We start from the raw sequence: 24,112 nt of genomic DNA, 5'->3' as shown, positions 1-24,112 counted from the left end.
CGGTGCTTGCCCTAAGGTCCGCGTCCGCCATAGCGATCAAAATCACCTTTTTATTGGGAATCAAAGAAGCTGCCAAAAGTCATTAATTATGTCTTTTTAGACAGCCTCCTTTTTTCAGCCATAATAAAAAATAACCCTAATCATCAACTAGTTTACCTTTTCAATATACTCAAATAAAAATGATTGCCCATTCCGATAAAACCTCGGGTCGTAAATACCTAACATTTGATCATCATCAACAATTACTACAAAAGGGGACCATTCGAATAATGTTCTTGCCCTAGGTCGTTCAGTGAATAATAAATCAAGGTCAGCATCCTCACTTGATGGTAACGTATATTGAAGCTTATCATTCATTATTACGTGGGCATCAATAACATTGACGACACCATCTTTTTTGCCAATAACCTTAAACTTCGATGGTACAAAATCGGCAGAAAGCGCTACTTGGTCATAGTCAGTTTTATATTGATTATAAATAAAATAACCTTGCGTCGATTGGACCACAACATGGAAAACTATAAGCATCCATGCTATTTTAAAAACGAATCGACCATTCATTTTTGCCCATTTTTTTAGTCCAAAAGCTCCAATTATAATAATCCAAAATACGAAATCTACAATCGGCACTGTTCCAAATGTAATTCTAACTGTAGAGAACGGTTCGAAATAACCAGTTCCCCATGCATTAAATAAGTCACTTGTATCATGAATAAACACAGCAAGCCATGAAATATAGAAAATTCTCATATCTTTTATTTTGAAAAGCGACCAGGCTAATAAGAAAAAAAGAAGCGACCAAACTGGTGTTAATACTAAAGAGTGAGTAATGCCACGATGCCACATTTGGTAAAGGCCTTCCGTATCCCAAAGCTTTGAAATGACATCAATATCAGGAATTTGACTCGCACTAATGGAAGTAACTAGCAAAGCGCGATTATATTGTTTTGACTCATTTTTAATTTTAAACGATTCATAAATTGCTAAACCAAATAAAGTATGGGTTATCGAGTCCAATGATTTTCCACCTCTATGCTAGTATAATAACTAATCCTTAAAACAAGAATACAGTGAACCATAAATGTATGCAATTCAGTACTTATGAAAAAGTTGTATTATACGATTTTTGTAATCGATGGTAAAATAATATATGTTTCTATATAAAATAATTTTCTATACATATTTATAGTGATGTTTACAAAATGATTAGTAATACTGAAATAAAATTTTAAAAACTAGAATGTGGGTATAATGAAATACTAGAAACGGAGGAAGCATTGTTGGAATCAAAAAATCTAATTCGCTTTGGTGTTTCAATGGAGGAGAGTCTTTTAAAAAGCTTTGATCAACTAGTAGAGGAAAAGGAGTATAAGAATCGTTCAGAAGCTGTTCGGGATCTCGTAAGGGAAGCCTTAGTTAAACGACAATGGGAGGCTGATCAAGAAGTCGCTGGGTCGATTTTATTTTTCTATGACCACCATCAGCGGAATCTATTAAATGATCTAACGAGAATTCAACATGACTATCATGGTGAAATATTAGCTACAACTCATTTCCATATTGATCACCACAACTGTTTAGAAATGATTGTAGTCAAAGGAAAGGGTAAGGATTTACAAGCGTTAACGGATAAAATTATTGCCTTAAAAGGTGTTAAATACGGTAGATTGACAGTGTCGCCGATACAAGGGATGTAAAAAAGGCTATCAATCAAAGATTGTCAACACGGATTAACACGAACAATAAGCCGTTCTAAAAGTAATAATATGAACGGAAAAAGCTCAACTTTTCAGGATGTTGAGCTTTTCTATTTCAACGAGTAGGGCATTTCAAGGCCATGCGATTGAAGTAATCTTTCATCCCCTAGTAATTCACTAGGTATACCGTCTGCAATTATTTCTCCAGTATCAATAAGAATCGTCCGATTGCAAATCTCTAATATGAATTCCAAATCATGAGAGGCAATCATCATAGCATCCTGTGGAGCACGATGAATTACATCGATAAGTCGGCGACGGTAGCGCATGTCTAAGTTGGATGTCGGTTCATCCCAAATCATTAGTTTAGGTTCCATAACCATGACTCCTGCAATTGCAACAAGTCGTTTTTCACCACCAGATAAATGGTGAGGTGGCTTATCCTTTAAGTGTGTAATTTGCAATTCAGCAAGAACATGATTTACTTGTTCTTCGATTTGTTTTTTATCAATTCCTATGTTTTGAAGGCCGAAAGCGATATCTTCCCAAACAGAAGGAGAGAATAATTGATCATCTTGATTTTGAAAAATCATCCCTATATTAGGGTTGAACTTACCTGGTATCACTTTTTGTTCAAACAGTCGAACCATACCGGCAGTTGGCCGATAAACCCCAGCAGTTAGCAAAAACATCGTTGTCTTTCCAGTGCCGTTCGGTCCAATTATACCGACACGCTCCCCATGCTCAATCTTTAAAGTAAAGTTGTTGAACACCAGATGCCCGTCAGGCTGCTTAAACTGTATGTTATCTAACTCTAAAACGTGTTGCATGATTTTCTCCCCTTATAAGAAGTAAAAATGAAAAATAGTAGAAACAGACTAGTATACTGAAATGGTAGCTGATACATTCGTGAAAGAAAAACGAATTTCAACGTTAAATATAAGAAACAGCATTAAAAATTAGTAATTGAACTGGAACATATTCAACGCACTATAGTAATTATATAAAAAATTGACTAATCAAAATCATGGATGAAATAAATATAAATAGTACTAACCACGTGTAATCAGCAAGGGAAGCTACAAAGTCGTCCTTTCTTATCGGTGCATGACCATACCCACGCATAGTCATTGCGTGATACACTCGTTCCGATTGCTCATAGCTTCTTATGAACAAGGTACCTGTTAATAAAGACCATGTCTTTAAGGAACGCAATCCTTTTTCTTTAAATCCACGCATATTCATTGCCGTTTTCATTGTACGAAATTCTTCCCATAATTCAAATATATAACGGTATGAAAACAACATCATATCACATAATAGAGCGGGCACTCCTAATGTTCTCATTGCTTGTAACAAGCGAGAAAAGGGTGTTGTTGCAAATAATATAACCATTAAAATGATAATGCTTATAAACCTAATAATGATTAACAGGAAAGCTGACAACCCTTCTTTTGTTATTATGAAGGGTCCTACCATAATAAGTGCTGACCCGTTTGAAAAAAATAATGTCAAAAGTGCGACCACAAAAATGAGCACACTAGGAAGCTTTAGTCTTTTTAAAATAAACAGGAGTGGTAGTCTTGAAATCAATGCGACTATTATACTCAAACACAAAATAACCGTCATAATTGCAAGCTTTGTCACAAATGCAATAGAAAAAATAAGAATAAAGATGCCGATTATTTTAAAACGAGTATCTAGTTTATGTATAGGTGAACTTAAATCGACATACTGTTCAATTGAAAGTTGATTCATACAAAAAACCTCGTAGTGTGTGACATCACATGGTAGTTTTCTACAGTTAAGTAGGTATTCAATAGAAAGGTTGTGTTAAGGGACAATGTTGATATTGGTAACTCGATCTTCTTCGTTTAGGCACGTATAAAATCATTTAGTGGATACCATCGATCAGCTCTGGTTTTACTTTTTTTAAAAAAGTGAATAAAAAACCAGTGAATATTCCTTCAACTAGCATAATTGGAATATGAGCAATTGTTAAAATTGAAATAGCTTGTTGCTCCATGACAACATCAAGATTAGCGGGAATAAAAGTGATTAAAACAAAGTAAAACAAAATAACGGTAATTGCGACTCCCGCTGCTCCAGTTAAAAAGCTAGCAACAAAGACTTGATAGCGTTTTCCTATTAGAACGCGAGTTAATAGTTGATAAATCGAATAGGAGAGTAGAGCGCTTGTACCAAAAAGGAAAGCGTTAACTCCTAACGTTGTAATACCACCATGTTGAAATAAAGCTGCTTGGAAAAACAATGCAATTAACAATGCTGGAAATGCATAAAATCCCAATATCGCACCAATTAGACCAATTAATAGCGGATGAACACTAGTTGGTGGTATGGGGATTAGAATAAATGTTGATATAAAAAAAGCTGCAGTTAGCATCGATGCTTTTGGAATTTCGCGACGTGGATCGTCCTTTTGTTTAATCTTTTTTAATGAGTACCAAAGCGTAATTCCCGTTAATCCATATCCAACTGCGCAAATTGTTCCTGGTAGCATTCCTTCTGGAATATGCATGTCGTTTCCTCCTGAATTTCGAACAATGTCTTTTACAAGTTTAGTATAGATCTAAAGAGTTTACAGTAAATTCTTGAAAATATATGAACAATAGATAATAGTATTTAATAAAAATATCGAGACACTCTTGGACTTTACGCAAGAAAAAAATCAGGATGGTTTGCGCTTAAAATAGAGCGCCGTTCCAATAAACCCCCATATAACAGCAGCAATCATAATTACAAGCTGCATTGTAGTATAGCCACTGTTGACAGTTGCTTGAATTACACCTTCATTCACTTCAATTGGAATCATTCCACCGTGACCAGCTTTGCGGACTTGAACATTCCATGTGCCATTTTGTGAGAAATCGGGTGTAAATAGAAATCTACCGTTTTCATCTGTTTTTCCTTGTAACCATGGCTCAGCAGGATTGTTAGGAGCAAAAACGTTGACTTGAGCTTCAGCTATTGGTTCACCATTATCGTAGGAAGCCGCAATTTTAAAAGACTTCTCAGTGTTATATTCAATTTCAACACCGTGAGCATATACAAATGAAGGTAACGCCAACAAGCTTAACAAAGAAATGATAATACAATATGTTAATTTATTCATAATTTAAAACCTCGTTTAATATGAGAAATGTATGGAACGTTAGTCCTCTAAAAAAATTCATTATATTTCCTGTGCTTTTGCATGTCCTTCACCGACATGTCCTAATGATGGTAGTAATTGAATCAGCTTTTCATACGTTTCTGAATCAAATTTTTCCTTCATTTCTGCCAATGTAATTTGAATTTCACCATTTTCAGCTAATTTTGCAAACGGTTCAAAGCCAATAGCACCAGTATTAAGTGCATCATCTTGAGGTGTATCAAAGTCACCAAAGAAATGATCAAAGTGGAACGTCATTTCAAGCTCACCTGTTTTTCCTTCTTCCACGAACCCTTTGCGAACATCGCCGATAAATTCGCCAGCATCATAATGGTATTCTTTGTCTATGCTGATGACAAAATCAATCGTTTGCTCAGCTTTTGTTGCGGTACCTTCAAGGACAATCGCTTGTCCAGCTAAATCACCTTCAGGTCCTTTTAACATATCCCAAGAGAGAGCGTTGTAATGACCGATTGGTGCGTCTATTTCACCAACCAAAATAGGAGGCTCATCCTCGTCACCAAGAGCTAAATCTATTGTATGTATTACATTTAAGGAAACCGTTTCAACACTTTGAATCTCAGAATCTTTCGTTGGATCATAAGGTGGATTTGTTTGATGGGCTGCAATATTACCTAATGTGATATAAGCATGATCAAAGGTTATGGTCCAGCCATCTACTGAAGTAAAACCTTTCCTAATAAAATCTTCACCATTGGCAACGAATTGAAGCTTCGAAAGAACTAGTTCAGCTTGTTGCTCAGGTTGCGGTGACGTCGGTTGTTGTTCAGTCGCAGCTTGTTGTTGACAGCCCACTATTAATAATAGAAAGAAGGTAGTAAATAAAAATTTAGTGAGATGATTCATTATGTACCTCCAAATCGTGTTATTTATGTAAAAAATCGTAGCACAAGCATTATATTTAAACAATGACAGCTTTGTGAACAAAAATAATGATCTCAAAAAAAAGGAGGTAACGCATTCCTATCTATACGACTATCATAGAAGGATGGTCACCTTTGTTATTTTTTAATAATTAGTATGTTCTATTTTTTTGGCTGGGAAGTAGGTAACTCAATCTGTACCTGTGTGCCTTCTTTTAATACACTATCAAATTTAATTTTGCCTCGATGGGCTTGTACAATTTTAAAGCTCACCGTTAAACCTAATCCAGTTCCTTTTTCCTTAGAAGAATAAAATGGTTCACCAATACGTTCTAATCGTTCTTTGCTGATCCCGCATCCGTTGTCTTTTATTAAGACGGATTGTGAAGTACTACTAGTTTTTCTAATATAAATTTCAACTTTACCACCTTCTATGGATGCTTCAATTGCGTTTTTTATTAAATTGATAAATAGTTGTTTTAATTGATTTGGTTCACATTCTATCTCTTCTAAATCTTTCTCATAATGAACATCAATTAAAACATTATGCTGGATCGCTTGAATTTCTAATAGAGCCACAACATCATAAATTATTTTTTTCAAGTTTGCCTTAGTAAATGATATCGTATTCGGCTTTGCGAGTAATAACAGTTCTCCCACAATATGGTTAATTCGTTCGAGTTCATCCTTCATAATGGTGTAATATTGATAGTATTCACGGTCCTTTTCACTCAATAATTGCACAAATCCCATTAATGATGTCAGCGGATTTCTTATCTCATGAACAACACTTGCCGCTAATTCTCCAACGACTGAAAGCTTTTCAGTTCTGTTTAATTGTTCTTGAGCTTGTCGAAGATCGGTTATATCACGACCAATTATAACAATTCCTTTCCGTTCACCATTCCGGTGGAAGAGTGGAACTTTAATTGTATGAAATATTTTACTAGATCCATCTGGTTGAGGGATAATTTCCTCAGCACGAGTAATTTTCCTATTTCGCCATGCTTCTTCATCCGTTACTTCACAATAATATAGTGCGTCACGATAGAAGCTTGAATATTCAGCAAGTTCTGAGTCTTTTTTTCCGCGATAGTCCACGTTTTCTAATTGAAACAATTTTAATCCGAATTCATTGGCTTCAATCCATCGTCCCTCGGCGTCTTTGAAGGTTACTAAATCAACCATAGAGTTGATAAGAGTAGACAATCGCTTCTGGTCTTCGTGCAATGTATTGTAATCCCGACATTTTGTTACAATGTAATAAAGGAATAGACCAGATGCTAGAAAATAACAGATTTCTTTTACGATTGTAAGAGTGACATATAATTGTTGCGGAGCGTACTGTTTAATAAAATAATTAGTAGTGGAAATCCATAAAATGCTAAATACGATGTATAGTAATAGATAGAATCCTAGTTTTTTTCTCATATACTATTAACCCCTGTTGTTTATGTAAATTTTTACTAATTTTGTAATTCACTTGATTATATAATTATAACATTAAAATGTCATATTTTGTGATATTATGTCAAAGCTTGATGTTTTTAAAAAATAATGGCTCTCTTTTTTTAAATCGGCTAAAATTAAATTAATGGGGACTAATAAATGAGGAGAAAAATGAATGGATGAATTAACTAAGTTTTTTCAAAATAAGAGTGTGAAGAGGGTTTTTATCTTTATTCTCATTGCACTCATATTATACTTAATGAGGTCGATGATCAATTTTATACTACTAACGTTTATTTTTTCTTTTTTACTAGATAGGCTTGTTACCTTCATTTCTGGCAAGGTTTCGATCAATTGGAAATTGACAGTAACCGTTGTTTACACAGCCATTGTCGGACTATTAACCTGGGGGATTAGCAAATATCTACCTATTATAACTACTGAAATTACAGCTCTAATTAAACAAGTAACTGTTTTTTATCAGCAGCCTCAGGATAATGTGATTATGAAATATTTAGTTCGAATATTAGAGGAAAATCAAGTCTCACAGTATTTAGAGCAGGGGTTATCACTAGTAATGAAGTCCTTTACTGATATTAGTAGTTTAGCGTTACAAATTTTTCTTGCTCTTATTTTAAGCTTGTTTTATTTATTGGAAAAACCACGTTTAGTGATCTTTACGAAAAAATTTAAATTTAGCAAACTTGCTCCTTTTTATAATGAAATAGAGTTTTTCGGTGGGAAGTTTGTCCGGACTTTTGGTAAAGTTCTACAAGCTCAATTTATAATTGCAGTCGTCAATTGTCTTCTTTCAACAATTGCCCTATGGATTATGGGTTTTCCGCAACTATTTGGGTTAGCAATCATGATTTTCTTTCTTGGTCTCATTCCAGTCGCGGGTGTAATTATATCTCTTGTTCCATTAAGCTTAATTGCTTATAGTATTGGCGGTTTTATTAAAGTTGTATATATCCTGATTATTGTTGCAATTATTCATGGAATTGAAGCCTATATTTTAAACCCAAAGCTTATGAGTACAAAAACTGACTTGCCAATTTTTTACACGTTTATTGTGCTAATCTTTTCTGAGCATTTTTTCGGGGTTTGGGGCTTAATTATTGGAATTCCTGTGTTTGTGTTTTTGCTAGATATTTTTGATGTGAAAAGTTCGGAAAGGTCAATATAATAGGTGAGTTGAAGCAAAAGAAAGTATCTTTTGCTTCTTTTTTTATTCTGTTTTTGGCAAAAGGCTCAAGAACATTACTACGTAATACATAAATTGAGAAAAATTGTTAAGAATAGGGTAGTGAAATGAGGTGATGAAGTCTTGGTAGGGGGTTTTTTTAAACAACTATTTAAAAGTAAAAATAATAACAATAATAAAGAACCGCAGCAGGCAAATGAGCAATTACAGCAAAATCTCATGTCTTCATTGAAAGATAACATCACTCATGTAAGCAAAATACTAGGAAATAGCTCTGATATTGTGATACGAACAGCTAATATAGGTCCGCAAAATAATGTAAAGCTTTCCATTATATACACAGAAGGTCTTGTTGACACACAATTGTTGCAGATATTAATTGACTCATTAATTTTTAAGGTAAACAAGAATGATTTACAATCCCAAAATCAATCGAATAGTTCCCTCATTACTGTTTTAAAAGAAAAAATTATTAACGTTGGAAGCATAACAGAGGTTCGTGACTTTTCAACTTTAACAACTAATATACTATCTGGCCATGCTGCGCTATTAGTAGATCAAGAATCCAAAGCCATTTCCGTCAGTATTCCCGGATTTGAAAAAAGAAGTATTGAGGAACCGCAATCTGCAACCTTAATCAAAGGACCACGAGATGGCTTTACGGAAACAGTAAGTACAAATACTTCCTTGCTCCGCAGAAAAATAAAAAGTGCAAATTTATGGATGGAAGAAAAAGAAATAGGCACTGTTACGAAAACAAAGGTCGTCATTGCTTATATAAATGGAATAGTCAATGAAGATGTTGTTAAAGAGGTTCATAAGCGATTAGATCGCATTAATATCGATGCGATTTTAGAAAGTGGTTATATTGAAGAATTAATTCAAGATGAAACGTTTACACCCTTTCCAACGATTTATAACACGGAGAGACCCGATGCAGTCGCCGGAAAACTATTAGAAGGTAGAGTAGCAATACTTGTAGATGGGACACCATTCGTTTTAGTTGTTCCGAGCTTGATTGTTGAGTTTTTTCAAGCAAGTGAGGACTATTATCAGCGTTCAGATATTGCGACATTATTACGGTTCTTACGATTTTTATGCTTTTTTATCGCTTTAGTTGCTCCATCCCTTTACATAGCGATCCTAACCTATCATCAAGAAATGCTGCCAACTACATTATTAATTGAGATCGCTGCCCAGCGTGAAGGTGTTCCGTTTCCAGCTTTTATGGAAGCGTTAATGATGGAGGTTGCCTTTGAAATTTTGCGAGAAGCAGGTGTTCGGATGCCTCGAGCAGTTGGTCAAACAATGAGCATTGTTGGAGCGTTAGTATTAGGGCAAGCTGCAGTTCAAGCTGGTTTAGTATCTTCAGCAATGGTAATTGTCGTGGCGTTGACAGCAATTGCTAACTTTTGTTTCCCTTCGATTAATTTAGCAGCTTCGATTCGGCTGCTGAGGTTTGGAATGATGATCCTTGCGGCAATGTTTGGTTTAGTCGGAATAATATTTGGACTAATCTTATTATGCATCCATGTCTCTTCATTACGATCATTTGGAATTCCTTATACGACAACAGTTGCGCCATTTATTATTACAGACCAAAAGGATGTTTTTTTCAGAGTGCCTTGGTGGGGAATGTTTTCGCGGCCTCGTTTAATTAATCAAAAAAATATTATTAGGGAACAAAATAATCCGACACCAAAGCCACAATCACGAAAGCAGTGATCCGATATGAAAAAAGGTTTGATAATAATATTACTATTTATAGTCGTTGCTTCAACAATGTCAGGATGTTGGAGTCGTCGTGAAGTTTCTGAGTTGGCAATTGCAGTAGCACTTGGGATTGATAAACTCAAGAATGGTGAATATAAAGTTTCAGTACAAATCATCAACCCTTCAGAAACTGCAGCTGCCGAAAAAGGTGGCGGTGGTGGATATGATACGCCTGTTACAACATTTACATCAAGCGGAAAAATCTTGTTTGAAGCTTTAAGAAAAATGTCGACATTGGCACCACGTAAGGTTTATGTTGCTCATTTACGAATGATTGTAATCGGGGAAGAAATGGCAAAGGAAGGGATTTATGATGTCCTTGATTTTTTATCAAGAGATCATGAAATGAGAACTGATTTTTACATTATCGTCTCAAAAGACCATTCTGCTGAAGAAACGGTTAAAATCCTGACGAGTATAGAGAAGATACCAGCTAACAAATTATTCTACAGTTTGGAGCACTCGGCAGAAACGTGGGCAGCAACGGGAAAATTAACATTAACGGATTTAATGGATTCAATTTTAAGTGAAGGAGAACAGCCTGCTTTAACAGGTATTTCCTTATTGGGGGATCCCCAAAAAGGAGTCACGAAGTCGAATGTAGAAACGACTACACCTAAATCTCGTCATAAGTATGAGGGCATAGCTGCATTTCGAAAAAACAAATTAGTTGGCTGGTTAAATGCTGATGAGAGTAAAGGGTATAATTATTTAAGAAATAACGTGGTTAGTACTGTACTTGTTATAAAAATGAATGACGATCACGTTGGCATTGAACTAAATGAAATTAAAACTGAAATTGTTCCAAAAATAAATAACGAAGATATAAGCTTTGAAGTAAAGGTCAGTGGTGAAGCAAGTGTTGGAGAAGTTAATACGAAGCTTGATCTTATGAATACGAATACGATCGGTGAGCTAGAATCGAAAGTTAATAAACAAATTGAAAGTGTAATTACGGCAGCAATTCATAAAGGGCAGGAATTAGAAACTGACATATTTGGGTTTGGGGAACGAATTCACAAGGAAGAGCCTAAAGAATGGGAAAAAATTAAACATGAGTGGGCAAGCTTATTCCCAAATGTTCCAATTACTGTTACGAGTAAGATTAAAATTCGTGATGTCGGAACAATCAATGACCCGTTTCATACTAAATTAAAAGAGGAGTAATTGGTATATGCTTAAAAGTATAGGTGTGATCATTGTATATTTGATAATATCCTACTTTCAAGTTTTACAGTTACTTAAAGCAAAGATGGTCCGGGAAATTTGGGTATTTTCATTGTTAATAGTATTCATTTCCGTTCTCAGCATTTTGAAACTAAATAATGTATCTATTCCCAATCCGTTAAATTTAGTTTCAATCATACTTAATCCGATCGTGAGAATGTATGAATAAAGAAAGGATGGATGGTATCCGTTGCTTGAAAAAGGCAGAATAAGTCCACTTGAGTTAAGTGTTTTAATTATATTTTTTACGATCGGAACAATCCTAGCGATTCCATCAGTACAAACGGCGAAGGCAAATCAAGATGCTTGGTTATCTTCGCTTATAGGTATTTTCGTATGTGTTGGTTTAGCTTATTTTTATTGGATTTGTGCGAAACCGATGGGAAGAGCAACATATAGCCAATATCTTGAGAAAGTATATGGAAAGATAGTGGGGAAAATTATAAGTTTAACCTATGTATTTTTTTGGTTCATAGGCGCAACGACTCTTACGAACCAGTTTGGAAAGTTTATTACCACACAAATGTTGGTTGGAACGCCAATTGAAGTAGTCAGTCTGTTGTTAACACTCTTAATCATTTTTGCAGTTAAGGCAGGTCTTGAAGTTATTGCCCGCACGGGGGAGCTTCTCATTCCATGGTTTATGATCCTTTTCTTTGCTTTAGTCATTTTTTTAATTCCCCAAATAGATTTAGAACGGCTAAGCCCGTTATATGAAGCTAGCTTTCAGCAGCAGTTTTCTGCAACAATGGATTTTATAGCAACTGCCGGTTTTCCGTTAATTGCTTTTCTTATGTTTTTTCCAGGGAACATGAATGTGCCTGATAAATCAAAGTGGAATTTAATTGCTGGTGTATTTGTTGGTGCCTTCATTGTTGGAGTGTTTGTCTTTCTTTGTATAGTAGTGTTAGGAGCAACTACGACTGCGAGACAAATGTATACCAGCTACGTCCTTGCAAAATCTGTAAGTCTATTCGATATTATCGAAAGAATAGAGGCTGTCATGGCTAGTATGTGGATTCTAACAATCTTTTTTAAAACAGCTATTTATTTTTACAGCTGTGTTGTTTGTTTTGCGGATGTTTTAAATGTAAAACAGTATCGTTTTCTTGCAATTCCTATAGGCATATTAACGTTGCTATATTCGACAATTGTGTATCCAAATGTTGCCTACATGAGTCAATGGTATGAAAGGTATTGGGTACCGTATTCACTAATAATGGGGTTTATCATTCCTCTATTGACGTTAATTATAGATAAAATGAAAAGTCGCTTTAAACAAACAAATAATAAAGTTTCTACAGGAGTGAACTAAAAGCAGAAAAAGATGAATGAATTCAGCGCTCTTAAGCATGAATAATATGGTATAGTAGGTGGGAATGGATTTTTGAAAGGATGTTTTTTGATGAAAAAGACGGTAGTTATAGCTGAAAAACCATCTGTTGCTCGTGATATTGCGCGAGTTGTTAATTGTCATAAAAAAGGAAATGGCTTCCTCGAAGGGGATCGATATATTGTCACCTGGGCGTTAGGGCATTTAGTAACACTTGCAGATCCGGAAAGCTACGACGATAAATATAAAACGTGGAAGCTTGAAGATTTACCGATGGTTCCGAACGAATTGAAGCTTGTTGTCATTAAGCAAACAAGTAAACAATTCAATGCGGTGAAAAATCAGTTGCACCGCGCAGATGTAGGAGAGGTTATCATCGCTACAGATGCAGGGCGGGAAGGGCAGCTTGTGGCGGATTGGATATTGGCGAAAGCAAAGGTAAATAAACCGACAAAACGACTTTGGATATCTTCTGTAACCGATAAAGCGATTAAAGATGGCTTTCGCAACTTACGAAATGGAAAGGATTTTGTAAACCTGTATCATTCTGCAGTTGCACGGTCGGAAGCAGATTGGTATATCGGTCTTAATGCTACCCGGGCGTTAACGTGCAAATATAATGCACAATTGTCATGCGGCCGCGTTCAAACTCCGACTCTTGCGATGATTGCCAAGCGCGAAGAAGAGATTCGCCTATTTACAGCAAAGCCATACTTTGGGATAAAAGTGCATACGTCACAAAATGTAACACTTACGTGGCAAGATAGCCAAATGAATGATTTAAAAACTTTCTCAAAGGAAAAAGTAGAGCACATATTAGCTAAGCTAAATAACAAACAAGCAAAAATCATCGAGGTCGATAAGAAATTAAAAAAGAGCTTTGCTCCCGAGCTCTATGATTTAACCGAATTACAGCGTGACGCTATTAAAGCATTTGGTTTTTCTGCGAAGGAAACGCTGCAAATCATGCAAAAGCTCTACGAACAGCATAAGGTCTTAACATATCCGCGTACAGATTCAAGATATTTATCAACTGACATTGTTGATACAATAAAAGACCGACTACATGCATGTGCGGTCGGTCCATATAAACAAGTAGCAAACAAACTATTGCAGAAATCAATTAAAGCAAATAGCTCATATGTCAATGACAGCAAAGTATCAGACCATCATGCGATCATTCCGACAGAAGAATCTGTTTTCCTAAATAAATTTACAGACAAAGAGCGAAAAATCTATGATTTAGTCGTAAAACGGTTTCTTGCTGTACTATCGCCAGCGTTCGAATTTGAACAAACAACTATTAAAGCTAATATCGCGAATGAAATGTTTATTGCAAAAGGAAAAACAGTCATTTCTTCCGGCTGGAAAGACGTATACGAAAATCGTTACGATGATGAGGATGGTCATGAAGTTGATAACATGAAGGATCAACTACTGCCATCACTAGCAAAAGGTGAACTGCTGACGGTTACTTCAATTTCAGCAACTAAAGGTGAAACGAAACCACCTGCCAGGTTCAATGAAGCAACACTACTTTCAGCAATGGAAAATCCTGCGAAATTTATGGCAGGAGAAGATAAGGAATTAATAAAAACAATTGGTGAAACAGGTGGTCTTGGCACGGTTGCTACAAGAGCGGATATTATTGAAAAGCTTTTTAATACTTTTTTAATTGAGAAAAAGGGTAAGGACATCTTACTCACTTCAAAAGGAAAACAACTCCTTGACTTAGTTCCAGAAGACTTAAAGTCGCCAGCACTAACTGCTGAATGGGAACAAAAGCTTGAATTGATTGCAAAAGGTAAACTATCCAAAAATGTATTTATTAACGATATGAAAAACTATGCGAAAACAGTTGTTCATGAAATAAAAAATAGCAAGGAAAAATTCAAGCATGATAATATTACAGGCACAAAGTGTCCTGAATGTGGAAAGTTGATGCTTGAGGTTAATGGTAAAAAAGGCAAAATGCTTGTCTGTCAGGACCGCGAATGCGGACATCGTAAAAATGTAAGCAAGATTACAAATGCAAGGTGCCCAAACTGTCATAAAAAGCTTGAACTGCGCGGCGAGGGTGAAGGTCAAACATTTGTATGTAAATGTGGACATCGTGAGAAGCTATCAACCTTCAATGAACGCAAGAAAAAACAAACAAACAAGAATGTTTCAAAACGAGAAGTCTCGAATTATTTAAAAAAGCAAAATAAACAGGAAGAACCCATTAATACAGCATTAGCTGATGCGTTAGCCAAATTAAAGCTTAAATAAATGGAATACAAATGATGGCAAAGTAATAAAACAAAATAGAAAAGGTAGATTCTGAGTGTACATGAAAGTAGTGAGGAATCTACCTTTTAAGTTATATGTAGGCAACTTTCAATATGAATAGTAAATTACGTTGGGTAAGCTATATCTTCAGCTTTAATATTTAGTAGATCTTTGCTTAAGAGCTTCTTTCCAGCTAGAAATTTTCTGACTAAATAATAGCCTACACAGTATCCTGCCATTTTTGGAAAAAATCGTAATCCATAAAGTATGTCCTCATGTGTCGGATCGCTTTTTAAAATATGTTTGTTTGGTAAAATAAATTTTTTCCACATTTTTTCTAAATCTCTTTTTGAGTAATAGGATGTCCATGATGCCACATACTCTTCACCAAACCTTTCATAAACAGCATTTTCTGCTAATCCTTCTAAAATGATTGTGTCTAATAATACAAAGTTTTCCTCAGTTTTGTTTAATTTATTTAGTCGACAAATGTGATGATATTCATGTGTGAATAACGCTCGTATTTCTTTTTCAACATTATCCTCGGAAATAAATAAGAATAATTTGTCCTTAAAAGCTAATCCAGATTTACTATTATAGTCTCGTCTTATTTTTTTATTGAATTTGTCTACGGGGAAAATAAAAACAGGGACTGTTGGTCCATCCCATAGTTTTTGAAGGCGCTCTTTTTCATCGCGGACAATTCTCCACACTTCATTTTTTTGTAATTTTTTCACTTGTTCAATTCCGTTATGGTAAGAACGATACATCCCATGTTGGATTAAATATTGATATAGCTCTGTAGCAGAACCGCTATCAAAGTACGTAATAATCCTTTCACATATTTTAATAGGATTACTATATAACTCAATTAACCACTGATCTGTTCTAATTACGGTCATTGTAGCACCCCGACTTTGAAAGTCAACCTTGTATAAAATATGCAACGTCAAAATAAATGTTACGAAAATAAATTTGAGTTAAAACTTTATCGAGAACCTTTGCAGATTATTGGACTAATTAATTTAGAAGGTAGAAAAATCAGAAAGAAATATTCACTATTCACTCAATAAAAAATGCACAATTAATTGGTACATTAATTTGTAATGAAAGGAGATGACTAACATGATGAGTTGGATCGATCATTGTCTTGGATATCAAGGAAGCGGTATGATGATTGGCATGATAATTTTTTGGGGATTTTTAATGCTTCTCGGAATTTACTTTTTAAAGGCGTTCCTGACCGGTAAAAATATAAAAAATAGTAATAAGGGATGACTCAAATATGAATAAATTATCGATCCGCCTAGGAATGTTGTTTTTTATTTTTATTTTATTAATTGAATCGATGCTGTTTTTCTTTCTTTATACTGGTATTGTTGGTGAGCGCATTCAAAATGAGACTGCGAACCTTCTTGCTAGAGGAACAACCCATCGCGACGTATTAGAAAAAAACTTCGATCATACAACGATCAAACATGTAGCGTTAATGGAATCAGAAGCAGAAACTGCTGTTGTAATTACTGATGGCAACAACGATATTATCCAATCCTCAAATGATGTAACAGAAGGTATGCAAAGGTTAATTAGCCAGAGTATGACCATCCATTTCACACACCATGGAGAACTTCTCGAGGATCGTTGGAGAACGGAAAAATATTTAGCTACAGTCAGTCCAATTGTCATAAACAAAAAAATTGAAGGATTTGTATATATGTTTTTAGATACGAAATCTATTCGCAATATGATTCAAGAATTAACAAATCAATTTTTGTTAATTGGTATCGTTTCATTAATCGTTACGCTAATTACGATATTTTTCTTAACAAAATTTATTGTTTCTCCATTATTGGAAATGAAGAAAGTAACAGAACGCATTAGTCAAGGAAACCATGATAGTAGATTAGATACAAATCGAGATGATGAGCTGGGAGATTTAGCCCGTTCGATCCAGTCACTATCTGATGATATTGAACGATTAAAAAAGGACCGGAATGAATTTCTCTCAAGTATTTCCCATGATTTAAGAACACCATTAACGTATTTGAAGGGCTATGCAGACGTGGCATTAAGACCTACTTTATCAAATGAACAAAGAAATGAATATTTGACGATAATTAAAGAAGAAGCGGGAAATGTAACAGCCCTAATTAATGACTTATTTGAATTAGCAAAAATGGACGAAAATCAATTTACAATTCAAAAACAATCAGTAAAATTGATAGATCTACTGGAAAAAATCAAACTAAAGTTTCAACCAGCTTTTCAAGATGCAAATGTAACATTACAGATTACATGTGATTCTAGTATATACGTGTTCATAGATCCCAAAAGATTCAGTCAAGTTATAACAAACTTATTGGATAATGCGTTAAAGCATTCTCCGCAAAAGACTATTGTAAGTATAGCGGTCCACCAAAACAAAAAAAAGTCTGAAACCTTTATCATCGTTACTGATCAAGGGGAGGGAATTCCTGAAGCAGATTTACATTATATTTGGGATCGCTTATACCGCGTTGAAAAATCAAGATCACGGTCGACCGGTGGAAGTGGTCTTGGGCTAGCAATTGTTAAGAAAATTATTGAAAACCATGGTGGTGAAATCTCGGTCAAAAGTGCAATGAATCAAGGAACTGCCTTTACAATACAACTAAAGGAGGGTGACGAAATTTGAGAAAAATATTAATTGTAGATGATGAAGTCCGGATGCTGCAATTATTAAAGCTGTACTTGGAACCAAACGGATATGAATGTGTAACGTTGACAAATGGGCTCGATGCAATACATTATTTAGAAAACCATTCGGTAGATTTAGTTTTATTAGATATTATGATGCCAGAAATCAACGGATGGGAAACGACGAGGTTAATCAGAGATTTTACAAAGGTTCCAATTATAATGTTAACAGCAAGAGATCAAAGCGCGGATGTGATCAAAGGACTAGGAATTGGGGCAGATGATTATATTACGAAGCCGTTTGATGAAGAAATTCTGTTAGCACGGATCCAAGCTTTATTACGGAGAGTAAGTCCACCGAATAAAATAAATGAAAATGGTTTGATATGGGATGATGAAAATCATGAGTTAACTTATAACGAACAGCTTATACCGTTGACGCCTAAGGAGTTTGAAATGCTAGGATTATTATTAAAAAATAACAGATTAGTTTTCAGTAGAGAAAGGTTGATTGAAACTGTTTGGGGATTCGATTCTAATACGGAAGGTAGAACTATTGATTCTCATATACGGAATATTAGAGATAAATGTAGGAAGGCAGGATTTCCAATCGATAGCCACTTAAAAACGGTATGGGGATTAGGGTATAAATGGGAATAACCGTGGTTGAAAGAACAGAAAAAATTATATAACAAAGCAGGACTGTCAGAATAAGGGCAGTCCTGCTTATTATAATTCTTTATACATCATTTTTATGCAATTGATTTATTGTCACGTTGTTCGGCATCTTTATTAAATACTTTACGAAGGTAAGGCATTACATAGCGGTCTAAACCAAATTTACCAGCATTATAACCTGCTACAGCAATGAATATGCCCATTATAATATCAGTTGGATTATGAGATACTGTACCTGCTAACATGAATGAGAAGTTCATAACCATTCCAAAGAACGCTGCTGCAGTTGTTAAGCATCCCAAGATTAAGCCTAAACCAACTAAAAATTCACCCCAAGGAACCAAAATATTAAACAAACCTACGTTTGGTAATGCGAAGCTTTCTAAGAAAGTTACATACCAGCCATAAACAGCATGTCCGTCATGTGCAACTGGATTTGCGATAGCTCCTTTTAAAAATCCGCTAGCATCAAAGCCACCAGCTATTTTGTGGAAACCTGCTGTTAGGAAAGAATAACCTAAATATATTCTAATAACTGTTAAAATTGCTGCTGCAATGTTATTTTCACGTAAAAATTTATTCATAGTTTTTCACTCCATTTTCTTAGTAGATTTTTATAAATGTAGTATTGCCGTTAGGAAGTTTTTAATTCAATAGTAGAAGCGCTTCTTATGAGTCTATATTAACACGTTGCCAAAAGTAAAAAAGGTCTAAATGGTGTTATTCACAAATTATCTATAATTTTATTACAAAAATGTGAAGGGCCTTGCATTTTGATTGCTTACATAATTTATTACTTGTCCCAATATATATTAGTAGATCTTGCTATTTTCATCATTAGGAGGGGATTGAATGGAGGAAGATATATTAATCATGATTGTGTTCTTATATAATGTTATTTTCTTAAGTGCTGTAATAGGAAGATTTTTAGGTGGATATTAAAAAAGAATATAGAAGAAAATTGGGAGCATCATAAAGATAGTTTCTTTTATAATGACTTTGTAAAATTTCGTTCACCTTCTATGCATAAAAACTGCACATATTTTAGATATCCTTTCTTTAGTAGAAAAAAGGAGGGGAACTCAAACGAAATGAGAAAGAAAAAAGCGTTATTGCTAATGCTGATTTTTATATTATCTCTAGGTGTTACAGCCGGATGTACATCATTAACAGAAGAAGATTATGCAGCTGTACATTCAGAAAACCATGCACCAATGCCAGAGACTATTCTAAAAGCTTCTCCAAAATTACAGGAGGTTTATGGACTAGCAGTAAATTATCCAAATGTATTAGAAAAGGTTCCTTGTTACTGCGGATGTGATGGTGTTGGACATGAAAATAATTTAGATTGTTATATAGCTGAAATGGGAGAAGACCAAGTTGTTATGGAATGGGACCGTCACGGAGCGACCTGACAAATCTGTGCCGATATCGCGCGTGCCGCGGTGCTCAAACATAAAGCTGGCAAAACCGATAAAGAAATCTATGATTATATCGACAAAAACTTTTCCCACTATGGTGAAGGAACCCCAACTCCAGAGCCTACTGTTGAATCATGATATGATAAAGGATTTAGTTGGAAAATTGACAAAAGTGACATGGTCTAGATTTTTGTAATTTTTTCTATTGTGATTCATTCGTTTTTACTATTATTTGAATATATAACGAACCATAAAGCGGATCTGTGTACAGAGTACAGAGCCGCTTTTTCAACTAAGATATGAATACAACCACATATTTGCTTTAATTGGGCTTCTTATAAAAGAGAGGTCCTTTTTCGATAAAATGTAAATGTTTTATTAAGAATATTAGAATCGAGTTGATTATATAAGTATTTAATTATATATTTATAAATATCAAAAAATTTATAGATCGTTATAGTCTTTATTATGTTTATAAGCAGTAATAGCTTATAAAGTGAAATGAGGAGATTTTATGCAACAAACAGCTGTTGGAATTACAAAAGCGGCTCAAGTTTTAAAGCTACTAGGTGATAAAACAAGGCTTACGATTGTTGCAGTTCTACAAAACAAGAAATGCTGTGTATGTGAACTTGTTGAGTTATTTGAAATGAGTCAACCATCAATTAGCCAGCATTTACGAAAGCTTAAGGATGCAGGACTTGTAATTGAAGAACGCAAAGGGCAATGGATTTATTATTCATTAAATCGATCAAGCGAGTTTTATCCGCTAATAGACAATATATTGCAACATGTCGATGAACATATTGAAATTATTAACATTACAAATTGTACTCCTGCAAAGATTAAGTTTGATTGCTAGTTTGTGAGTAATGATAAGGAAGTGAAAAATTATGAAAAACATTGGTAAAAAGCGACTTTCTTTTTTAGATCGTTATTTAACGCTTTGGATATTTATTGCGATGGCAGTGGGGATTGGAGTTGGGAATGTTGCTCCTGGATTTGTAGAAGGCTTAAGCAGCTTGCAAGTCGGTACAACATCCATTCCGCTTGCAATTGGTTTAATTTTAATGATGTATCCGCCTCTCGCGAAAGTTCGGTATGAAGAAATGGGGCGTGTTTTTAAAGACGTAAAAGTATTAGTGCTTTCCCTTGTTCAAAACTGGATCATTGGTCCGGTTCTTATGTTTATTTTAGCGATTGTTTTTTTACCGGATAAGCCAGAGTATATGGTAGGGTTGATTCTCATTGGTTTAGCACGTTGTATTGCAATGGTAATTGTATGGAATGATCTTGCTAAAGGGGATACAGAATATGCTGCAGGATTAGTTGCCTTTAACGCTGTCTTCCAAACGCTGTTTTTTTCTATTTATGCCTATGCATTTGTAACCGTCATCCCAAAATGGATTGGGATAGAAGGGGCTATTGTTGATATTACAATGGCCGAAGTTTCAAAATCTGTCTTCATATATTTAGGAATTCCATTTATTGCTGGGATGATAACAAGATTTACTTTTGTAAAAACTAAAGGAAGAGCATGGTACGAACAAAAATTCATACCCAAAATTAGCCCGATTACTTTGATCGCATTATTGTTTACGATTATTGTAATGTTTTCATTGAAGGGTGACGTGATCGTTAGTTTACCATTAGATGTTGTGCGAATTGCGATACCATTGTTAATCTACTTTGTTGTCATGTTCTTTGTATCTTTCTATATGGGCAAAAAAATTGGTGCTGGTTACCCTGTGACAACGACATTAGCGTTCACAGCGGGTAGTAATAATTTTGAATTAGCAATTGCCGTAGCAGTTGGTGTATTCGGTATCCATTCAGGTGCTGCATTTGTGGCAGTAATCGGTCCGTTAGTGGAAGTTCCAGTTATGATCGCCCTAGTCAATGTTGCATTGTGGATGCAACGAAAATATTTTAAAATCCAGAAAAACTTTTAAATAGAAGCGGAGTGTTATGATGGATAAGAAGAAAACAATCTATTTCTTATGTACAGGCAATTCGTGCCGAAGCCAAATGGCAGAAGGCTGGGCGAAAAAATATTTAGGAGACGAGTGGATTGTAAGAAGTGCAGGGATCGAAGCACATGGTTTAAATCCAAATGCAGTAAAAGTAATGAAAGAAGCCGGTATCGATATTTCAACACAAACGTCTGATATTATCAATCCTGATATCTTAAATAACGCTGATTTAGTCGTTACGTTATGTGGTGACGCTGCAGATAAATGTCCAATGACACCACCACACGTTAAACGTGAACATTGGGGCTTTGATGACCCCGCAAAAGCGGTAGGAACAGTGGAAGAACAATGGAAGGTTTTCAAACGTGTTCGAGATGAAATTGGCGAACGAATGAAGCGATTTGCTGAAACAGAAAAATAGAGTTGGTATACTTGTTTTCAGTGGTTAATTTTAGAAATATAAAAGCAGACTAACAGTGCTATGATATAATTTGTAAGGAAATCTGAAAATATAAAAAGTAGGTGTCAATTCTTGAAAATTACAAATGGTGCTAAAGATTTTATTCAAACGATATTAACTGAAAATAATGTTGAAGGAATTCGCGTTTATTTTGCAGGTATGGGCTGAGGTGGGCCAAGATTAGGAGTGGCTCTGGATGAGCCAGAAGAGAAAGATGTTGTTGAAACAATTAATGAAATAAAAGTTGCTATCGATACAATGGTAGTTGAAATGACAAAAGATTTAACAATTGATTGGCAGGATACCCCTAATGGGGCTGGCCTTGTCATGCTAGGAAATGATAGTAATTGCTGTTAAACAGTATGTTTCGTTTCTGAAAAATCTCCATCCTACTTGGAGATTTTTTTATAAAAATATTAATCAATTTTTTTTGATTAAAAATGTTGTATTTTTGAAACAAAGGTAATATAATACAATACATCAAGAATTTTTGATTTAGAGAAGGAGTAATCCGGATGAAACAAATAATTCCTTTAAGAAATAGTTCAATGGAAAAAGTGTATGCCGAATACGAAGGTAAATTTAAGGCTTTAGCTGATCAAAAGCGGTTGCATATTTTAAACTTATTGTGTCAACAAGATTCTATTTGTGTATGTGATTTAAGTGATTTACTTCAAATGCCACAATCGAAGCTGTCTTATCATTTAAAAATACTACTCGATGCAAATTTGATTATTAAAGAAGCTAGAGGAACATGGAGCTACTATAAAATTAATAATGAAGAAATTAATCAATTACTTTCCCCAAGTTTGTGTTGTTTATTCAGACCTAGCCATTGTTAGGTCTAAATAATATATTATAAATCAAATTATCTTGATTAATTAATCAAAGTTATTTGATGAAACTAATAATTTTGGAGGGGTTTTAATGAACGATCAAACAAAAGATCAAATTCGCCAGACTGTCCGCAACAGGTATAAACAAATTGCATTACAGGATGAGAATCAAGGTGGTTGTTGTTCACCAGAATCAAACTGTTGTGGTACCACATCTGATTATCAAGATGTATCAGCAAAAATGGGCTATACAAATGAAGAATTGGATACTGTTCCAGAAGGAGCTAACCTAGGTTTAGGCTGTGGAAATCCGCAAGCAATTGCAAACTTGAAACCGGGTGAAGTGGTGCTAGATTTAGGAAGCGGTGGCGGATTTGATTGCTTTTTAGCTGCTCGTCAGGTCACTGAAACTGGTGCTGTGCTTGGAGTTGACATGACACCAGAAATGATAACGAGAGCCCGTAACAATGCAGAAAAGAGCGAATTTACAAATACAGATTTTCGATTAGGAGAAATTGAGCATTTACCTGTTGCAGACAATACCGTTGATGTTATTATTTCAAACTGTGTAATTAATCTATCTCCAGATAAGCCCCAAGTGTTTAATGAAGCCTATCGTGTATTAAAATCTGGTGGACGACTTGCTGTTTCTGATGTTGTCGCAACGACAGAGCTCCCATTAGAGATTAAAAATAATTTAGGTGACTTTTACTCTGCCTGCGTCTCAGGGGCTTCTTCCATTGATGAATTGGAATTAATGTTACAGCAAAGTGGATTTACACAAATTAGCATTGAACCAAAAGATGAGTCGAAGGAATTTATTAAGGACTGGGTATCTGGTGGGAACATCGAGGATTATATAGTATCAGCGGTTATAAAAGCTGTAAAACCATAAAGAAACGAAGCCGGCTTCATCTAATGATGCCGGCTTTGAGTTTTTTTGCTCTACCTTAAACTAAGTAATTAAACAATACGTTTGAATTATTAAAATATTTAGAGGATTAATAGAATGTATGCTATATTAGCGATAGACAAAATATTTAAAATAACTTATAAAA

The 24,112-nt window shown here is 34.9% G+C and carries 25 protein-coding genes; 16 read left to right on the top strand and 9 right to left on the bottom strand.

Features of this window, described 5'->3' with window-relative positions; genetic code table 11:
- Positions 1-147: 147 nt before the first annotated feature.
- Entirely contained in the window at positions 148-1,017 is an 870-nt protein-coding gene (locus tag D612_RS0110065; RefSeq protein WP_017755341.1) for a metal-dependent hydrolase, read from the bottom strand.
- Between the two features lie 263 nt (positions 1,018-1,280).
- On the opposite strand from D612_RS0110065, the gene nikR reads away from it, so the two are divergent.
- Entirely contained in the window at positions 1,281-1,697 is a 417-nt protein-coding gene (nikR, locus tag D612_RS0110060; protein WP_017755340.1) for a nickel-responsive transcriptional regulator NikR, read from the top strand.
- Between the two features lie 110 nt (positions 1,698-1,807).
- Here nikR and D612_RS0110055 read toward each other — a convergent pair whose 3' ends face one another.
- The 6 genes from D612_RS0110055 to D612_RS0110030 form a co-directional block, all read right to left on the bottom strand.
- Entirely contained in the window at positions 1,808-2,527 is a 720-nt protein-coding gene (locus tag D612_RS0110055) for an energy-coupling factor ABC transporter ATP-binding protein (RefSeq protein ID WP_017755339.1), read from the bottom strand.
- A 169-nt stretch (positions 2,528-2,696) separates the two neighbouring features.
- On the bottom strand, positions 2,697-3,455 hold the full coding sequence (cbiQ, locus tag D612_RS18255) for a cobalt ECF transporter T component CbiQ (RefSeq protein WP_017755338.1): 759 nt from the start codon (positions 3,453-3,455) through the stop codon (positions 2,697-2,699).
- Between the two features lie 136 nt (positions 3,456-3,591).
- A complete protein-coding gene (gene cbiM / locus D612_RS0110045; RefSeq protein WP_017755337.1) occupies positions 3,592-4,236 on the bottom strand; it encodes a cobalt transporter CbiM in 645 nt (214 codons plus the stop codon).
- Positions 4,237-4,386: 150 nt separating this feature from the next.
- On the bottom strand, positions 4,387-4,830 hold the full coding sequence (locus tag D612_RS0110040) for a FixH family protein (protein WP_017755336.1): 444 nt from the start codon (positions 4,828-4,830) through the stop codon (positions 4,387-4,389).
- A gap of 60 nt (positions 4,831-4,890) precedes the next feature.
- Positions 4,891-5,736, bottom strand: a complete 846-nt coding sequence (locus D612_RS0110035) for a hypothetical protein (RefSeq protein WP_017755335.1) — start codon at positions 5,734-5,736, stop codon at positions 4,891-4,893.
- Between the two features lie 179 nt (positions 5,737-5,915).
- Entirely contained in the window at positions 5,916-7,184 is a 1,269-nt protein-coding gene (locus D612_RS0110030) for an ATP-binding protein (protein ID WP_017755334.1), read from the bottom strand.
- A 193-nt stretch (positions 7,185-7,377) separates the two neighbouring features.
- On the opposite strand from D612_RS0110030, the gene D612_RS0110025 reads away from it, so the two are divergent.
- The 5 genes from D612_RS0110025 (at position 7,378) to D612_RS0110000 (ending at position 15,010) form a co-directional block, all read left to right on the top strand.
- Positions 7,378-8,388, top strand: coding sequence for an AI-2E family transporter (locus D612_RS0110025; protein ID WP_017755333.1), 1,011 nt, complete (start codon positions 7,378-7,380; stop codon positions 8,386-8,388).
- A gap of 141 nt (positions 8,389-8,529) precedes the next feature.
- Positions 8,530-10,131 (top strand): spore germination protein, encoded by a 1,602-nt coding sequence (locus D612_RS0110020; RefSeq protein WP_017755332.1) that lies wholly within the window; start codon positions 8,530-8,532, stop codon positions 10,129-10,131.
- A 6-nt stretch (positions 10,132-10,137) separates the two neighbouring features.
- Positions 10,138-11,346 carry a Ger(x)C family spore germination protein gene (locus tag D612_RS0110015; protein WP_017755331.1) on the top strand — a complete coding sequence of 403 codons (1,209 nt, stop codon included), beginning with the start codon at positions 10,138-10,140 and terminating at the stop codon, positions 11,344-11,346.
- Between the two features lie 250 nt (positions 11,347-11,596).
- Complete coding sequence (locus D612_RS0110005; RefSeq protein WP_017755329.1) at positions 11,597-12,721, top strand: GerAB/ArcD/ProY family transporter; 1,125 nt, start codon at positions 11,597-11,599, stop codon at positions 12,719-12,721.
- Between the two features lie 90 nt (positions 12,722-12,811).
- Positions 12,812-15,010 carry a DNA topoisomerase III gene (locus tag D612_RS0110000; RefSeq protein WP_017755328.1) on the top strand — a complete coding sequence of 733 codons (2,199 nt, stop codon included), beginning with the start codon at positions 12,812-12,814 and terminating at the stop codon, positions 15,008-15,010.
- Between the two features lie 125 nt (positions 15,011-15,135).
- On the opposite strand, the gene D612_RS0109995 is transcribed toward D612_RS0110000, so the two are convergent.
- Positions 15,136-15,912, bottom strand: coding sequence for a DUF2268 domain-containing protein (locus tag D612_RS0109995; protein WP_017755327.1), 777 nt, complete (start codon positions 15,910-15,912; stop codon positions 15,136-15,138).
- Between the two features lie 223 nt (positions 15,913-16,135).
- Between D612_RS0109995 and D612_RS19465 the strand changes: the two genes are divergently transcribed.
- Genes D612_RS19465 through D612_RS0109980 form a run of 3 tightly spaced genes read left to right on the top strand, consistent with a single transcriptional unit; the run spans position 16,136 to position 18,346 of the window.
- Positions 16,136-16,288 carry a hypothetical protein gene (locus D612_RS19465; RefSeq protein ID WP_017755326.1) on the top strand — a complete coding sequence of 51 codons (153 nt, stop codon included), beginning with the start codon at positions 16,136-16,138 and terminating at the stop codon, positions 16,286-16,288.
- 7 nt (positions 16,289-16,295) lie between these two features.
- Entirely contained in the window at positions 16,296-17,684 is a 1,389-nt protein-coding gene (locus D612_RS0109985) for a sensor histidine kinase (RefSeq protein ID WP_017755325.1), read from the top strand.
- Positions 17,681-18,346 carry a response regulator transcription factor gene (locus D612_RS0109980; protein WP_017755324.1) on the top strand — a complete coding sequence of 222 codons (666 nt, stop codon included), beginning with the start codon at positions 17,681-17,683 and terminating at the stop codon, positions 18,344-18,346. Before D612_RS0109985 ends, D612_RS0109980 begins: the two co-directional genes overlap by 4 nt.
- 92 nt (positions 18,347-18,438) lie before the next feature.
- Here D612_RS0109980 and D612_RS0109975 read toward each other — a convergent pair whose 3' ends face one another.
- A complete protein-coding gene (locus D612_RS0109975; protein WP_017755323.1) occupies positions 18,439-18,948 on the bottom strand; it encodes a DoxX family protein in 510 nt (169 codons plus the stop codon).
- A gap of 438 nt (positions 18,949-19,386) precedes the next feature.
- On the opposite strand from D612_RS0109975, the gene D612_RS20055 reads away from it, so the two are divergent.
- The 7 genes from D612_RS20055 to D612_RS0109930 all read left to right on the top strand — a co-directional run bounded on the left by D612_RS20055 (position 19,387) and on the right by D612_RS0109930 (position 23,949).
- A complete protein-coding gene (locus tag D612_RS20055; RefSeq protein ID WP_324603075.1) occupies positions 19,387-19,923 on the top strand; it encodes a PCYCGC motif-containing (lipo)protein in 537 nt (178 codons plus the stop codon).
- Positions 19,924-20,299: 376 nt separating this feature from the next.
- Positions 20,300-20,647 (top strand): ArsR/SmtB family transcription factor, encoded by a 348-nt coding sequence (locus D612_RS0109960; protein WP_017755320.1) that lies wholly within the window; start codon positions 20,300-20,302, stop codon positions 20,645-20,647.
- A gap of 31 nt (positions 20,648-20,678) precedes the next feature.
- Positions 20,679-21,737, top strand: coding sequence for an ACR3 family arsenite efflux transporter (gene arsB, locus D612_RS0109955; protein WP_017755319.1), 1,059 nt, complete (start codon positions 20,679-20,681; stop codon positions 21,735-21,737).
- Positions 21,738-21,756: 19 nt separating this feature from the next.
- Complete coding sequence (arsC, locus tag D612_RS0109950; protein WP_017755318.1) at positions 21,757-22,179, top strand: arsenate reductase (thioredoxin); 423 nt, start codon at positions 21,757-21,759, stop codon at positions 22,177-22,179.
- Between the two features lie 111 nt (positions 22,180-22,290).
- A complete protein-coding gene (locus tag D612_RS20115) occupies positions 22,291-22,575 on the top strand; it encodes an iron-sulfur cluster assembly accessory protein (RefSeq protein ID WP_083888503.1) in 285 nt (94 codons plus the stop codon).
- A gap of 158 nt (positions 22,576-22,733) precedes the next feature.
- Entirely contained in the window at positions 22,734-23,060 is a 327-nt protein-coding gene (locus D612_RS0109935; protein WP_017755315.1) for an ArsR/SmtB family transcription factor, read from the top strand.
- A gap of 85 nt (positions 23,061-23,145) precedes the next feature.
- On the top strand, positions 23,146-23,949 hold the full coding sequence (locus tag D612_RS0109930) for an arsenite methyltransferase (protein ID WP_017755314.1): 804 nt from the start codon (positions 23,146-23,148) through the stop codon (positions 23,947-23,949).
- Positions 23,950-24,112 lie beyond the last annotated feature (163 nt).

This window comes from Calidifontibacillus oryziterrae (genome assembly GCF_000331575.1).
GTDB classification, from domain to species: domain Bacteria; phylum Bacillota; class Bacilli; order Bacillales; family Bacillaceae_J; genus Calidifontibacillus_A; species Calidifontibacillus_A oryziterrae.
Note: the sequence above shows the minus strand (reverse complement) of the source record. Positions and strands in the feature narration are given on the sequence as shown.